This window comes from Micromonospora parva (assembly GCF_040649675.1).
Lineage (GTDB): Bacteria > Actinomycetota > Actinomycetes > Mycobacteriales > Micromonosporaceae > Micromonospora > Micromonospora parva.
The window spans coordinates 748,112-763,191 of record NZ_JBEZFX010000001.1 but is presented as its reverse complement, the minus strand read 5'-3'; the positions used below and the strand labels follow the sequence as shown (position 1 = coordinate 763,191).

Annotated in this window: 13 protein-coding genes; 10 read left to right on the top strand and 3 right to left on the bottom strand. The window is 71.4% G+C overall.

Annotated elements, in window-relative coordinates; all coding sequences use genetic code 11:
- The first annotated feature begins 120 nt into the window (after positions 1-120).
- The 5 genes from rpsO to AB0C03_RS03330 all read left to right on the top strand — a co-directional run bounded on the left by rpsO (position 121) and on the right by AB0C03_RS03330 (position 5,845).
- A complete protein-coding gene (gene rpsO, locus AB0C03_RS03350; RefSeq protein ID WP_030337594.1) occupies positions 121-390 on the top strand; it encodes a 30S ribosomal protein S15 in 270 nt (89 codons plus the stop codon).
- Positions 391-615: 225 nt separating this feature from the next.
- Positions 616-3,000 (top strand): polyribonucleotide nucleotidyltransferase, encoded by a 2,385-nt coding sequence (locus tag AB0C03_RS03345; RefSeq protein ID WP_030337593.1) that lies wholly within the window; start codon positions 616-618, stop codon positions 2,998-3,000.
- A gap of 47 nt (positions 3,001-3,047) precedes the next feature.
- Positions 3,048-4,445, top strand: coding sequence for a M16 family metallopeptidase (locus tag AB0C03_RS03340; protein WP_030337592.1), 1,398 nt, complete (start codon positions 3,048-3,050; stop codon positions 4,443-4,445).
- A 95-nt stretch (positions 4,446-4,540) separates the two neighbouring features.
- Positions 4,541-5,293, top strand: a complete 753-nt coding sequence (gene dapB, locus AB0C03_RS03335; protein ID WP_357633912.1) for a 4-hydroxy-tetrahydrodipicolinate reductase — start codon at positions 4,541-4,543, stop codon at positions 5,291-5,293.
- An 81-nt stretch (positions 5,294-5,374) separates the two neighbouring features.
- The gene (locus AB0C03_RS03330; protein ID WP_357633909.1) at positions 5,375-5,845 is read left to right on the top strand and encodes a GNAT family N-acetyltransferase; all 471 of its coding nucleotides are present in this window, start codon (positions 5,375-5,377) and stop codon (positions 5,843-5,845) included.
- Positions 5,846-6,083: 238 nt separating this feature from the next.
- On the opposite strand, the gene AB0C03_RS03325 is transcribed toward AB0C03_RS03330, so the two are convergent.
- Positions 6,084-8,189, bottom strand: a complete 2,106-nt coding sequence (locus AB0C03_RS03325; protein ID WP_357633906.1) for an amylo-alpha-1,6-glucosidase — start codon at positions 8,187-8,189, stop codon at positions 6,084-6,086.
- A 146-nt stretch (positions 8,190-8,335) separates the two neighbouring features.
- Here AB0C03_RS03325 and AB0C03_RS03320 point away from each other — a divergent pair, with 146 nt between their 5' ends.
- The 4 genes from AB0C03_RS03320 (at position 8,336) to AB0C03_RS03305 (ending at position 12,683) form a co-directional block, all read left to right on the top strand.
- Positions 8,336-9,325: a LacI family DNA-binding transcriptional regulator gene (locus AB0C03_RS03320; protein ID WP_210861581.1), complete on the top strand. Its 990-nt coding sequence runs from the start codon at positions 8,336-8,338 to the stop codon at positions 9,323-9,325.
- A gap of 24 nt (positions 9,326-9,349) precedes the next feature.
- Positions 9,350-10,600: a sugar ABC transporter substrate-binding protein gene (locus AB0C03_RS03315; protein ID WP_357633903.1), complete on the top strand. Its 1,251-nt coding sequence runs from the start codon at positions 9,350-9,352 to the stop codon at positions 10,598-10,600.
- 72 nt (positions 10,601-10,672) lie between these two features.
- On the top strand, positions 10,673-11,794 hold the full coding sequence (locus AB0C03_RS03310; RefSeq protein WP_030336863.1) for a carbohydrate ABC transporter permease: 1,122 nt from the start codon (positions 10,673-10,675) through the stop codon (positions 11,792-11,794).
- Position 11,795: 1 nt separating this feature from the next.
- Positions 11,796-12,683, top strand: a complete 888-nt coding sequence (locus AB0C03_RS03305) for a carbohydrate ABC transporter permease (protein WP_030336860.1) — start codon at positions 11,796-11,798, stop codon at positions 12,681-12,683.
- A gap of 43 nt (positions 12,684-12,726) precedes the next feature.
- On the opposite strand, the gene AB0C03_RS03300 is transcribed toward AB0C03_RS03305, so the two are convergent.
- Positions 12,727-13,302 (bottom strand): GNAT family N-acetyltransferase, encoded by a 576-nt coding sequence (locus AB0C03_RS03300; protein ID WP_030336858.1) that lies wholly within the window; start codon positions 13,300-13,302, stop codon positions 12,727-12,729.
- A 35-nt stretch (positions 13,303-13,337) separates the two neighbouring features.
- On the opposite strand from AB0C03_RS03300, the gene AB0C03_RS03295 reads away from it, so the two are divergent.
- Positions 13,338-14,612, top strand: a complete 1,275-nt coding sequence (locus tag AB0C03_RS03295) for a glycosyltransferase 87 family protein (protein WP_357633897.1) — start codon at positions 13,338-13,340, stop codon at positions 14,610-14,612.
- Here the strand turns inward: AB0C03_RS03295 and AB0C03_RS03290 are convergent.
- Positions 14,511-15,062 carry a GNAT family N-acetyltransferase gene (locus tag AB0C03_RS03290; protein WP_030336855.1) on the bottom strand — a complete coding sequence of 184 codons (552 nt, stop codon included), beginning with the start codon at positions 15,060-15,062 and terminating at the stop codon, positions 14,511-14,513. The genes AB0C03_RS03295 and AB0C03_RS03290 overlap by 102 nt on opposite strands.
- Positions 15,063-15,080: the final 18 nt, after the last annotated feature.

The window sequence follows — 15,080 nt, the reverse complement described above, 5'->3', positions numbered from 1 at the left end:
GGGTGACCGGCGTGGGGCCTCGCGTGCCTGCTCGACGCCGCGGGTGCGAGGTACCGGTCCGTTCCCGGTCCATCGGGACGACGGACACCCACTTGATCAACCCATCGAAACAGGGAGAACATGGCGCTCGATCAGGAAGCCAAGGCCAGCATCCGCGCGGAGTACGCGACCGCCGAGGGCGACACCGGTTCGCCGGAGGTTCAGGTCGCGGTCCTCACCAAGCGGATCGCGGAGCTGACCGAGCACCTGAAGGTGCACAAGCACGACCACCACAGCCGCCGTGGGCTGCTGCTGCTGGTCGGCCGGCGCCGTCGGTTGCTCAACTACGTCCAGAAGAAGGACATTGCCCGCTACCGGTCGCTCATCGAGCGGCTCGGTCTGCGCCGGTGACGTGACGGGGGAGTGGCCGGACGGCCGCTCCCCCGTGCCGCGTCCCACCTGAAGAACACGGGCCGCGCGACCACCCGAGAGGGAGCCGGTCAGCGTACCGGTCTCCGGTAGTGGCCCCCGGGAACCCGGCATCATGCCGACCACCCGGGCGCTTCGATCGAAGACCGGCCGGCTGAGCAGCTCCCCGATGTCGTGGGCCCACGACGCGAAGGAGCACGACAGCACATGACCGAGACCAAACTCGGCACCGAATCCCGCACCGCCGTGATCGACAACGGGTCCTTCGGCACCCGTGAGATCACCTTCTCCACCGGTCGGCTGGCTCGCCAGGCCGCCGGTTCCGTCATCGCCCAGCTGGGCGAGACGGTGGTTCTCTCCGCCACGACCGCCGGTAAGCACCCGAAGGAGCAGTTCGACTTCTTCCCGCTGACCGTCGACGTCGAGGAGCGGATGTACGCCGCGGGCCGCATCCCCGGCTCGTTCTTCCGCCGTGAGGGTCGGCCCAGCGAGGACGCCATCCTCACCTGCCGGCTGATCGACCGGCCGCTGCGCCCGTCCTTCGTCAAGGGCCTGCGCAACGAGGTCCAGGTCGTCGAGACCGTCCTCGCGCTCGACCCGCAGCACCCGTACGACGTCGTGGCGATCAACGCCGCCTCGATGTCGACCAAGCTCTCCGGCCTGCCGTTCTCCGGCCCGATCGGGGCGACCCGCGTCGCCCACATCGACGGCCAGTGGGTCGCCTTCCCGACCCTGGAGGAGCTGGCCCGCGCCACCTTCGACATGGTCGTGGCCGGCCGCACGCTCGACGACGGCGACGTCGCGATCATGATGGTCGAGGCCGAGGCCACCCCGAACGCCGTCGCCCTCATCTCGGCCGGTGCCACCGCCCCGACCGAGGAGATCGTCGCCAGCGGCCTGGAGGCCGCCAAGCCGGCGATCCGTGAGCTGTGCCGCGCGCAGAGCGAGCTGGCCGAGGTCGCCGCCAAGCCGGTCACCGAGTTCCCGGTCTTCCTGGACTACCAGGACGACGTGTACGACGCCGTGGCCGAGCTGGCCCGCGCCGACGTGGCCGAGGCGATCACCATCGCCGGCAAGGCCGACCGTGAGGAAGCCCTGGACCGGGTCAAGGCCCGCGTCGCCGAGGAGCTGGGCGCTCGGTTCGAGGGTCGGGAGAAGGAGCTCAGCGCCGCCTTCCGCTCGCTGACCAAGTCCGAGGTGCGCAACCGCGTGCTGCGCGAGCAGGTCCGCATGGACGGGCGTGGCCCGCGCGACATCCGGGCGCTGACCGCCGAGGTCGGGGTGCTGCCCCGGGTGCACGGTTCGGCGCTGTTCGAGCGGGGCGAGACCCAGATCCTGGGTGTCACCACGCTGAACATGCTCCGGATGGAGCAGATGGTGGACACGCTCTCCCCGGAGAACCGCAAGCGCTACATGCACAACTACAACTTCCCGCCGTACTCGACCGGTGAGACCGGCCGGGTCGGCTCGCCGAAGCGTCGGGAGATCGGCCACGGCGCCCTCGCCGAGCGGGCGCTGATCCCGGTGCTGCCGTCGCGCGAGGAGTTCCCGTACGCCATCCGGCAGGTCTCCGAGGCGCTCGGCTCCAACGGCTCCACCTCGATGGGTTCGGTCTGCGCCTCGACGCTGGGCCTGCTCTCCGCCGGTGTCCCGTTGAAGGCGCCGGTCGCCGGCATCGCGATGGGCCTCATCTCCGACGAGGTGGACGGCAAGACCCAGTACGTGACGCTGACCGACATCCTCGGTGCCGAGGACGCGTTCGGTGACATGGACTTCAAGGTCGCCGGCACCCCGGAGTTCGTCACCGCGCTGCAGCTCGACACCAAGCTCAACGGCATCCCGTCGGACGTGCTCGCCGCCGCGCTTCAGCAGGCGAACGAGGCCCGGCAGGTCATCCTCGGGGTCATGAAGGCGGCGATCGAGGCTCCGGCCGAGATGTCCGACTACGCGCCGCGGGTCACCACCGTCAAGATCCCGGTCGACAAGATCGGCATGGTGATCGGCCCGAAGGGGCAGACCATCAACGCGATCCAGGACGAGACCGGCGCCGAGATCTCCATCGAGGACGACGGCACGATCTACGTCGGCGCCACCAACGGCCCGTCGGCCCAGGCGGCCGTCGACCGGATCAACGGCATCGCCAACCCGACGCTGCCGAAGCAGGGCGAGCGGTTCCTCGGCACGGTGGTCAAGACCGCCGCGTTCGGCGCGTTCATCTCGCTCCTGCCGGGCCGCGACGGCCTGCTGCACATCTCCAAGGTGGGCGACGGCAAGCGGGTCGAGCGGGTCGAGGACTTCCTCAACGTCGGTGACCGGGTCGAGGTCGAGATCGCGGACATCGACGCCCGCGGCAAGATCTACCTGGACAAGGTCCGCCCGGAGGGCACCGAGGCTCCGGCCGCCGGTGAGGCCGCCGCTGGCGACCGGCCGGCTGGTCGGGACCGCGGCGACCGGGCTCCGCGTGACCGCGGTGACCGTGAGCGCGGCGGCGACCGTGGCGGGCGTGGCCCGGAGCGCGGCGGCGAGGGCGGTAACGGCGGCGAGGGTGGCGAGGGCGGCGAGCGTCCGCGCCGCCGGACCCGGCACAGCTGATCGTCGTACCTCGCATCACCCACCCCTCGTCGAACCGGGAGCACCACGTGAGTCGGGCCTTCAGCGCGCCGTTTCCACCGGATCGACGGGGGGTGGCTGCGTCTCGGGGCACCGGGGCGGGCCGTTCCGGCGGCACCGCCCGCGCGGTGACCCGGACGCTCAGCGACGACCCGCTGGGCGGCACGGTACGACGTACCGTGCTGCCCAGCGGCCTGCGCGTCCTCACCGAGGCGATTCCGGCGATGCGCAGCGTCTCGTTCGGCATCTGGGTGGCGGTCGGCTCGCGCGACGAGACCGGCCCGCAGGCGGGTGCCGCGCACTTCTTGGAGCACCTGCTCTTCAAGGGCACCCACAAGCGCACCGCACTGGAGATCTCCTCGCAGATCGAAGCGGTGGGCGGTGAGACCAACGCCTTCACCACGAAGGAATACACCTGCTACTACGCGCGGGTGCTGGACGAGGACCTGCCGCTGGCGATCGACGTGATGTGCGACCTGGTCGCCGACTCGTTGTTGGAGCCGGCCGACGTCGAGACCGAGCGCGGCGTGATCCTGGAAGAGATCGCCATGCACGACGACGAGCCGGGCGACGAGGTGCACGACCTCTTCGTCCAGGCCGTCTACGGCGACCACCCGCTGGGCCGGCTCATCTCCGGCACCGCGGAGACCGTCACCCCGATGACCCGCCGGCAGATCCAGAACTTCTACCGGGGGCGTTACACCGCGCCGCAGATCGTCATCGCCGCCGCCGGCAATCTCGACCACGCGGCGGTGGTCAAGCTGGTCCGTCAGGCGGTGCGCGGCACCCCGCTGGACAGCGACCCGGCCAGCCCGGCACCGCACCGCGCGGCGACCCCGGCGGTACGCACCAGGCCGGTGACCACGGTGGTGGAGCCGAAGGAGACCGAGCAGGCGCACGTCATCCTCGGCTGCCCCGGCATCGACCGACTCGACGATCGCCGGTTCGCCCTCGGGGTGCTCAACAACGTGCTCGGTGGCGGCATGTCCAGCCGCCTGTTCCAGGAGATCCGCGAGCAGCGCGGCCTGGCCTACTCGGTCTACTCCTACGCCAGCCAGTACGCCGACAGCGGCCTGTTCGCCGTCTACGCCGGCTGCGCGCCGGGCAAGGTGGACGAGGTGCTGGCCCTGACCCGCGCCGAGTTGGCCCGGGTGGCCGCCGACGGGTTGACCGAGGCCGAGGTGGCCCGGGGCAAGGGGATGAGCAAGGGCTCGTTCGTGCTCGGCCTGGAGGACACCGGTTCCCGGATGAGCCGGCTGGCGAAGGGTGAGCTGCTCTACGGCGACCTGATGCCCGTCGACGAGCTGCTCCGCCGGGTCGACGAGGTCAGCGTGGAGGACGTCAACGTCCTCGCCGCCGAGTTGCTCAGCCGCCCGATGTCGTTGGCAGTGGTGGGCCCGTTCGGCGCTGGCGACTTCGCGGTCTGAGGGCTGTCGCGGCCCGGTCCGGGGCGCGTCCCGGTCGGTGGAGCGGCCCGGATCCGACGACTGGGGCACGTCCCGATTGGGATAGGTTGTGCCCCGTGACTGACGAGCAGGAGAAGATTCGGGTCGGCGTGTTCGGCGCGCGCGGCCGGATGGGCATCGAGGTCTGCAAGGCCGTCGACGCCGCCGACGACCTCACCCTGACGGCGTCGATCGACCAGGGCGACAGTCGTTCGGCCGTCTCCGCCGCCGAGGTGGTCGTCGACTTCACCACGCCGGACGTCGTGATGGACAACCTCCGGTGGTGCGTCGAGCAGGGCATCAGCGCGGTGGTCGGCACGACCGGCTTCACCGAGCAGCGGTTGGAGCAGGTGCGCGGCTGGCTGGCCGACCGGCCCGAGGTGGGTGTGGTCATCGCCCCGAACTTCGGCATCGGCGCGGTGCTGATGATGCAGTTCGCCGCCCGCGCCGCCCGACACTTCGAGTCCGTCGAGATCATCGAGCAGCACCACCCGCGCAAGCTGGACGCCCCGAGCGGCACCGCCACCCACACCGCCCGGCAGATCGCCCGGGCCCGCGCCGAGGCCGGCCTCGGCCCGGTGCCGGACGCCACCAAGGACGAGGTGCCGGGTGCGCGCGGCGCCGACATCGACGGGGTACGCGTCCACGCGGTGCGCGCCACCGGCCTGGTCGCCCACCAGGAGGTGCTGTTCGGCGGCACCGGCGAGACGCTGACCATCCGACACGACTCGTACGACCGGGTGTCGTTCATGCCGGGCGTGCTGCTGGCCGTCCGCGCGGTGCGCAACCGCCCCGGCCTCACCGTCGGCCTGGACGCCCTGCTCGACTGACCGCAGATCTTGGACAGTTTCCGTTCTCCCGTGACGGAAACTGTCCAAGATCTCTCTGTCCGGGCCGGGTAGCATCCGCCGATGATCGATAACGCACACCTGGATCGGCTCGGTCGGCGGGTCACACTCCGGCCGGTCGACGACGACAACTGGCGGGCGGTGGCCGACGTCGCCCCGCGCGACGACCAGCGCCGGTTCGTGGCCGCGCTGGGTGCCCGCTACCTGCTGCTCAGCATGCGCTCCGACGTGTGGAACTCCCTGGCCGTGTACGCCGACGAGACCGTCGTCGGCCACGTCATGTGGGGTGTGGACGACGACGGCTCGCACTGGATCGGCGGGATGCTGATCGACGCGGCGGAGCAGGGCCGGGGCGTCGGCCGGGCCACCGTGCAAACCCTGGCCCCCTGGCTGGCGGCCCAGGACGGAAACCCCCCGGTCCGCCTCTCGTACCACCCGGACAACACCCCAGCAGCGGCCCTCTACACCTCCCTGGGCTTCCACCCCACCGGCGCCATGGACGACGACGAGCTGGTCGCCGAACAAGCCCGCTGACCCCCACCCCCGCGATCTTGCACTTTCTGCGGTGGCACAAGGGGCATTCCACGCATCCCGACAACCGAAACCGCAAGATCGCCGGAGCCGCCCGGTCTGACCCTGTGTCGATCATGGAGTTGTGGTGCCTCGCAGAAGGGGCACACATGGAGCTTTCGCCCATCACAACTCCATGATCGACGGGGTCAGGGCGAGGGCGAGGGCCAGGGCGAGGGCCAGGGCGGGGGCGGGGCGGGGGTTATTGGGGGAGGGGTTGGGTGGTGGGGCGGCGTTGGGTGGGGAGAGGTGGGGTCAGGGGGGTGGGCAGGCCGGTGATGGTGGCTTCGCCGGTGCGGTCGACGGTCACCGTCACCGGGGTGTCGGCCACGCGCAGGCTGTCGACGTGCAGCGCGCCGAGTTCGGGCCCGGCCAGCGGTGTCAGCCGGACCGTGCCGGCCGGTACGTCCGGGTAGAGCCCCGTGGCCGCCTGTAGCAGCAGCACCGCACCCGCCGCGGCCCAGGCCTGCGGTCGGCACGCGGCCGGGTACGGCACCGGACGGTTCACCAGTGCCCGGTCGTCGCCGCCGTACAGCTCCGGCATCCGGTAGTCGAACGCCTCGGCCGCGCTGAGCAGTCCGTCGGCCAGGCCGAGGGCGGCGTCGCGGTGCCCGGCGCGGGCCAACCCACCGAGCACGATCGCGGTGTCGTGGGTCCAGATCGAGCCACAGTGGTACGACAGCGGGCTGAAGCCGGCGTCGTCGCTGGACATGGTGCGCAGTCCGAACCCGGCGGCCATCGTGTCGGTGGTGAGCAGGTGCGCGACCTGCGCCTCCTCGTCGCGGTCGAGCAGGCCGGTGCCGAGCAGGTGGCCGATGTTGCTGGTCAGCGAGTCGACGGGGCGCTTGTCGCGGTCGAGGGCCAGCGCTGGTTGTGGGCCGTGGCGGCCGTCGACCCAGAAGCTCTTCCGGAACCGGTCGACAAGCGCGGCGGCGTGCTCGCGCCAGCGGTCGGCGCCCGGTCGGCCGAAGGCGTCCAGCAGGGCGGCCCCGTTCACGGCGGCCTCGTGCGCGTACCCCTGCACCTCGGCAAGCACGATCGGCGCGGTGGCCAGGGTGCCGTCGTGGAATCGGACGGCGTCTCCGGAGTCCTTCCACCCCTGGTTCGACAACCCGCGACCGGTGGTGTCGACGTACTCGACCAGGCCGTCACCGTCCGGGTCGGCGTGCTCGCCGAGCCAGCGCAGCGCCGCCTCCAGGTGCGGCAGCAGGGGCTCGATCTGCTCGGCGGGCATTCCCCACCGCCACGCGTCGTGCAGCAGGTTGACCCAGAGCATGGTGGCGTCGACGGTGCCGTAGTACGCCGGTGGAAGGTGCAGGCCGTTCTCGGGCAGGGCGAACTCGTGGCGCCGCAGCTCGTGCAGGATCTTGCCGGGGGCCTCGCCGGTCGTCGGGTCGATCCGGGTGCCCTGCCGGCGGGCGAGGACGCGCAGGGTGCCGGCGGCCAGGTCGGTGCCGAGCGGCAGCATCATCCGGGCGGCCCAGAGGCTGTCCCGGCCGAACAGGGTGAGGAACCAGGGCACCCCGGCGCCGAGGAACACGTCCCCCGGGGCGCCGGTCTCGGCCAGCCGGAGGCCCCGCAGGTCGTCGAGGCTGCGGTCGAGCAGCCGGACGAGGCGTCGGTCGTCGGCGCTCACCTCGGGTCGGGACCATTCGGGCTCGCCGGCCGGGCCGACGACGACGGCGCGCGGGTCGTCGACGGCCAACTGCCAGCGCAGCACGGTCTCGCCGCCGGGGGGCAGGTCGACCGGCCAGACCAGCCGGGGAGTGGTGGCCCGCTCGCGGTCGGCGAGCACGTCGGCGCCTGGCGCGGTGACGGTGACGGTGATCCCGGTGCCCGTCCAGGTGAGCGTGCCGGGCTGGCCGGTGCTGGCCGCCAGCGCGTCGGTGGCGCGACCGGACTTGACGACCTCGATGGGGGCGAGGTCGCAGCCGAGGTCGACGGAGACGGTGGCCCGTACGCCAACAGTGGCGGTGGAGCGGATGCGCAGCTCCTCGGTGAGACCGTTGCGGGTGGCCCGGCGGGTCCGGTCGACCCGGACGGTGGGGTCGGGTGTGGGGTCACCGAGCCAGCGGGCCAGGCTCACGAAGTGCGCGCGGTGCGGTCCGACGTCGCCCCGGGTCAGCCCTTCGAGCTCCTGGTCGTCGACAAGCAGCTCGGCGCGGGAGAGCACCCGGGCATCGGCGTGGAAGACGCCCTGGACGCCGGTCGGGCGGATCTGCCCGGTCGCGTCCCCCAGCGCGCTGGTGGGGGCGAAGACCACCCCGACCAACTCGTGCAGGAGGGGTTGCAGCTGGCGTTCGATCACGGTGTGGCTCCAGATCCTCGGGGTGCGGGGCGGACGTCTTGACAACGCGGCCCCTGGCGGTGCAAAGTGCGAAACATTCCAGAAACTTGAACGATCCAATCCTGCCTTATCCAAATTGGATCGTTCAAGATGGCGAGAGGGATTAAGTGGCCGAAAAGGTGACCATCGCGACGGTGGCCCGGCACGCCCGAGTCAGCCGGCAGACGGTGTCCAACGTGCTCAACGCCCCGCACATCGTGCGGCAGGAGACCCGTCAGCGGGTCGAGGACGCGATCAACGCGCTCGGCTACCGGGCCAACCAGGCCGCCCGGCAGATGCGCACCGGCCGGTCCCGCCTGATCGCCGCCCGGATCGAGCCGACCCGCGACGGCATCAACGGCTCCGTGCTCGACCGCTTCCTGCACGGCCTCACCGAGACCGCCGACGCGGCCGGCTACCGGGTGCTGCTCTACACCGCCACCGACGACGAACGGGAGATCGCCACCTACGGCGACCTGCTCGGCACCTACGAGTTGGACGCGTTCGTGCTGGTCGGCACCAAGTACGGCGACCCGCGTACCCAATGGCTCGCCGACCGGGACGTGCCGTTCGTGACCTTCGGCCGCCCGTGGGACGCGCTCGACGCACACCCCTGGGTGGACGTGGACGGCGCCGCCGGCACCGCCCAGGCCACCCGGCGGCTGCTGGACGCCGGCCACCGGCGGATCGCGTTCATCGGCTGGCCGGTCGGCTCCGGCGTCGGCGACGACCGGCGGGCCGGCTGGCGCGACACGCTGCACGCGGCGGGCGTCGACCCGACCGGGCTGCACCGGGAGACCGAGGACGGCATCGCCGAGGGCGAACGTCTGATGCGTGACCTGCTCGTCGCCGTGGCGCCGAGCGCGGTGGTCTGCGCCAGCGACTCGCTCGCCCTCGGCGCCCTCCAGGCGATCCGCGGCGTCGACCCGTCCGTGTCGGTGATCGGCTTCGACGACACACCGGTGGCCGCGGCGGTCGGGCTGACCAGCGTCAGCCAGCCGCTCGGCGAGGCCGCCGCCCGCTGCGTGGACCTGCTCACCGGGGTCCTCGACGGCGACCACGAGACCCCCAACCCCGTGCTGCTCCAGCCCTCATTGGCACTGCGGCACACCGCGTAGCCACACCCCCCACCAGGAGAAACCATGGCACCTCGAACAATCACCCGGGCAGCGGTGGCGGGCCTCGCCGCCGTCGCCCTCCTCGGCTCCGCGGCCTGCGGCAGCGGCTTCGACGACTCCTCCGGCGACACCGCCCAGTCCAGCGGCCCGGCCAGCCTGCAGATCCTCATCGGCTCGTCCGGCGAGGCCGAGACCAAGGCCGTGCAGGACGCCGCCGCGACGTGGGCCAGCAGCTCCGGCAACACCGCGACGGTGACCCCGGCCCAGGACCTCACCCAGCAACTCGGTCAGGCGCTCGCCGGCGGCACCCCACCGGACGTCTTCTACGTGGACGCGGCCCAGTTCGCCAACTACGCCAGCGTCGGCGCCCTCGAGCCGTACGGCGACAAGGTCAGCAACTCCGGTGACTTCTACGAGAGCCTGCGTACCGCCTTCACGTACGACGGCAAGCTCTACTGCGCGCCCAAGGACTTCTCCACGCTGGCCCTGCAGATCAACACGGACCTGTGGACCAAGGCCGGGCTGACCGACGCCGACGTGCCGACGACCTGGGAGCAGCTCACCGCCGCCGCCCAGAAGATCAAGGCCAAGGGGCAGGTCCCGCTGGCCCTCGGCGACACCCGGGACCGGATCGGTGCCTTCATGGTGCAGAACGGCGGCTGGCTGGTCAGCAAGGACGGCAAGCAGCCCACCGCTGACACCCCGGAGAACCTCGCCGCCCTCCAGTACGTCAAGACCATGCTCAGCACCGGGCTGGCCAAGTACCCCAAGCAGCTCGACGCCGGCTGGTCCGGTGAGGCGTTCGGCAAGGGCAAGGCCGTGATGACCATCGAGGGCAACTGGATCAAGGGTGCCCTGCAGAACGACTTCCCCAACGTGAAGTACAAGGTGGTGGCGCTGCCGGCCGGCCCCAAGGGGCAGGGCACGCTCTCCTTCACCCAGTGCTGGGGCATCGCCGCGAAGAGCAAGTACAAGGATCAGGCGATCAAGTTCGTCGAGGCGATGACCAGCAGCGAGCAGCAGATGACCTTCGCGAAGGCGTTCGGTGTCATGCCGTCCCGCCAGTCGGCGCGCGACCAGTACACCGCCGCCTTCCCGGCGGACAAGGTGTTCGTCGACGGCGCCGCGTACGCCCAGGGCCCGGTGAACGCCCCGAAGATGGACAGCGTCCTCAAGGACCTCGACACCGGTCTGCAGGGGCTGGCCAACGGTGACCCCAAGACCGTCCTGCAGAACTTCGACAAGAACGCCAAGGCTGCGCTCGGCGGCAGCTGAGGTGACGGCGGGGGCTCCGGCGACCACCGGGGCCCCCGCCGCACGTCGGCCGGAGAGAGGAAGGGAGGGAAGATGGCAACCGAGACACTGACCGCCACGGCCACCGCGACCGGGTCGAGCCCGCGCCGACGCGGGGGCGGCACCCGACGCGACGAGAACCTCGCCGGCTGGCTCTTCGTCGCCCCGGTGATCGTCATTCTGGGACTGTTCCTGCTGCTGCCCATCCTGATGGCGCTCTGGGTCAGCCTGACCGACTGGAACGGCCAGGGCAGTCCCTTCACCGGCGACGTCCCGTTCGTCGGCGCGCGCAACTACACCCAGTTGTTCACCGAGGACGGGCTGGCCCGGCGCGACTTCATGACCAGCATCCGCAACAACATCTACTACGTGGCGATCGTGGTGCCGGCGCAGACGGTGCTCGCGCTCGGCCTGGCCCTGGTCGTCAACAACCGGATGCTCAAGGGCAAGAGCTTCTTCCGCAGCGCCTTCTACTTCCCCTCGGTGACCAGCTCGGTCGCGATCAGCGTGGTGTTCCTGTTCCTCTTCGCCAACTCCGGCGCGGTGAACGCCCTGCTCGGCTTCGTCGGCATCGACGGGCCCGAGTGGTTCGCCGATTCCCGGGGCGTGCTGCACCTGCTGTTCGGCGTGTTCGGCGTCGACTCGCCACCGGCGGCGCTGGCCGACGGCGGGCCGTTCGGACTGAGCTGGTGGGACTGGCTGGCCGGCCCGAGCGTGGCGATGATCTCGATCATCACGTTGGTCGTCTGGACCACCTCCGGCACCTTCATGCTGATGTTCCTGGCCGGGCTGCAGAACGTGCCGGTCACGCTCGACGAGGCGAGCACCCTCGACGGTGCGTCCCGGTGGCAGCGCTTCCGGTACGTCACCCTGCCGATGATCAGGCCCACCACCTTCCTCGTGCTCACCCTCGGGATGATCGGCTCCTGGCAGGTCTTCGACCAGGTGTACGTGATGAGCCAGGGCGACCCGGCCAAGACCACGCTCACCCCCGCCTACCTGTCGTACCGGACCGCCTTCCGGGACTTCGACTACGGCTCCGGGGCGGCGATCTCGTTCGTCCTGTTCCTGATCATCATCGTGCTCACGCTGATCCAGCGCCGCGCACTGGCCGAGCGGGACACCGACCGGCCGCGCCGCGGCTGGCGGCGTCGCCGCGTACCGGAAAGGTCCTGAGATGGCCGTGCTCACCGACCGCCCGGCGGCGGTGCCCGCGCGGCGTCAGCACCGCGCGGCCCGCACCCTGGCCACCCGCTTTCTGGGGTACGCCACGCTGGTCTTCTTCGGGCTGGTGTTCCTCTACCCGTTCGTCATCCAGATCGGCAACGCGCTCAAGACCGAGCCCGACGCGGCGGCGAACCCGCTGTCACCGTTCCCGGACCCGCTCACCCTTGCCGGCTTCGAACGGATCTTCGCCGGCACCAACTTCCCCCTGTGGCTGGGCAACTCGCTGCTGGTGACGGTGCTGGTCACCCTCGGCCGGGTCTTCTTCGACTCGCTCGCCGGGTACGCGCTGGCCCGGCTGCGGTTCCGCGGCCGCAGCGGGCTGTTCGCCGCCGTCATCGCGGTGATGGCGGTGCCCGGGGTGGTGCTGCTGATCCCGAAGTTCCTGGTGCTCAACCAGCTCGGCATCTACAACAGCTACGCCGGTCTGGTGGTGCCGCTGCTGGCCGACGCGGCCGGCGTGTTCATCATGAAACAGTTCTTCGAGTCGATTCCGGTCAGTGTCGAGGAGGCCGCCCGGATCGACGGGGCGAGCATCTTCCGCACCTTCTGGTCGGTGGTGCTGCCGATGGCGAAGCCGGCCCTGATCACCCTCACCATCCTGTCGTTCCAGGGCTCCTGGAACGAGTTCCCGCACAGCCTGGTGTCCGTGCAGGACCCGGACCTGTTCACCCTGCCACGCGGGTTGGCCGACCTGGTCAGCGGCTCGCTCGGCAAGGGCACCCAGTACCCGCTCAAGCTCGGCGCCGCGCTGCTGGCCACCATCCCGGTGGCGATCATCTTCGTGGTGTTCCAGCGCTACTTCGTCCGCGACGCCAACGACGGCTCGGACAAGGGCTGACCTGGTTCGGTGTGGCGGCCCCGATCCGGGTCCGCCACACCTGTCACTCGACCTTCTCGGCCGGAACGGCAACGTGCAGGCGCACCTGAGGCACCAGCATGTCGTCCACGTCGAGCGCGCGGGCCGCCCCGTCGGGCTCCCACCCGGTGCTGGTGAGGAACTTCCGGGTGGCCTCGTCGCCCTCGAACGCCCAGGCCACCGCCCGGCTCAGGCCGTCCTCCCGCCACAGGTCGACGGCGGCGGCGAGCAGCCGACTGCCGTGCCCCCGCCGGCCCCAACGTGGCTCCACCAGCAGGTCGGTCACCGCCGCCACGTCCGGGCCGAGCGCCTCGGCCGGCTCACCCGGGGCCAGGGCCTCGCCGTCGGCCGGGCCGGAGGCCGCGAACCCCACCAGATACGATTGCTCGGCCTGTTCGACGGCGACCAGCACCCGGTGCTTGCCCGAGGGCGGCTCCAGCACCGCGGCGCTCCACCGCCGGGCGAGGAACGCCTCGTCCAGGTTGTCGAGCACATGCCGAGGCAGGATCCGGCGGTACGCGACCCGCCAGGTCGCGAGTTGGATGCGTGCGATCTCGCCGGCGTCCTCGGGACGCGCCGGGCGGACGTACCCGAGAGCCATGGGACGGAAGCCTACGCAGGGCGGGGGAGACGACGGTGGCGCAGGGTGCCAACAGGACGACCGCGCAGGTCGTCGGGGTGGTGGTGCTCGCCGCGGCGGTCACCGGGTTCCTCGCCGTGGCTGCCGTCCGGCACGGCTTCTTCGACCTGAAGGTCTACTACGGTGCGTTGACCTGGTGGGTGCACGACGGCGGGGAGATCTACGACTACCTCAAGCCGGGCACCCAGTACGGCTTCACCTATCCGCCGTTCGCCGCACTGGCCATGCTGCCGATGGCGTACCTGCCGTGGACGGCGGCGATCGTGGTGAGCGTGCTCGCCAGCGTGGCCACCACCACGGTGCTGATCTGGTGGCTGGTCGACCCGATCGCCCGCCGCGCCGGCTGGACCCGGTGGTTCGCCCTCGCCGTGGCGCTCTGCCTGGCCGCCGCGTTCGAGCCGATGCGGGAGACGGTCAACTTCGGCCAGGTCAACACGCTGCTGCTCTTCCTGGTGGCGGTGGACCTGCTGCGGCTGCTGCCGGCGGGCAGCCGGTGGACCGGAGTGGGCATCGGCCTCGCCACAGCGATCAAACTGACCCCGGGCGTGTTCATCGTCTACCTGCTGGTGACCGGGCGGTGGCGGGCCGCGCTCACCGCCAGCGGCACGGCGGCCGGGGTGTCGCTGCTGGCCGCCGCGTTCTTCCCGGACGCGTCCCGGGAGTTCTGGACCGAGGCGCTGTGGAACACCGGTCGGGTGGGTGAGCTGGCCTTCGTCTCCAACCAGTCGTTGCGCGGGGTGGTCGCCCGGCTCGACCCGGAACACCCGAGCACGCTGCTGTGGCTGCTGCTGGTGCTCGGCACCCTGGCGCTCTGGGCCTGGCGGTCCCGGGCCGCCGTCGCGGCCGGCGACGAGGCGACCGGCCTGGCGCTGACCGGTGCGGTGATGTGCCTGGTCAGCCCGGTCACCTGGGTGCACCACCTGGTCTGGCTGCTGCCCGCGTTGATCCTCCTGGTGGACAACGCGATGGCCGCGCCGGCCGGCCGCCGACGGCGGGTCCTGCTGGTCGCCGCGACCATCGGGTACGCGCTGCTGATCAGCCGCACCGTCTGGTTCTGGGAGAAGGACTTCACCGGGGTGGACGGCTTCCTGGGCAGCAACGCCTACGTGTGGATCAGTCTGGCGCTGCTGGCCTTCCTGCCGATCCGCCGGTGGCTGACCCCGCACGGGTCAGCGGTCGAGGCGTCCGGCGTACCGCAGCTCGACCAGCCCGACCGGCGGGCCCCCGCCGGCCAGCGGCACCTGATAGGTCGACCGCTCACCGTCCGGTGACAGGCCGGCGCGCTCGCAGAACCGACGGGCCCGCCGGTTGTCCGCCAGCACCCACGCCCGGTACCCCGCCCAGCCGCGCTCGGTGAGCCCGCTCCGGGCCGCGTCCAGCAGCGCGGCGGCGGTCCCGTCACCCCAGCGGGCCGGCTCCACGTAGAGCGCCACCACCTCGCCGACCGTCTGGTCCAGGTCGTCCCGGTCCTGGTTGCGGCGGTACGGCCCGAAGGTCGTGAAGCCCACCACCAACCCGTCCACCTCGCCGAGCAGTGTGGTGAACGGGTGCTCCGGATCGGCGGTGCCGACGTCGCGGCGACGCTGCGCCCAGGCCACCACGTTGAGCCGCCCGAGCACCTCGTCCGGCATGAAGCCGGCATAGCCCGCCTGCCAGCCGTGCACGTGCACCCGGGCGACCGCCTCGGCGTCGTCCGGCTCCTCCCGACGGATGGTCAGCATTGCACCGTTCTATGCCTC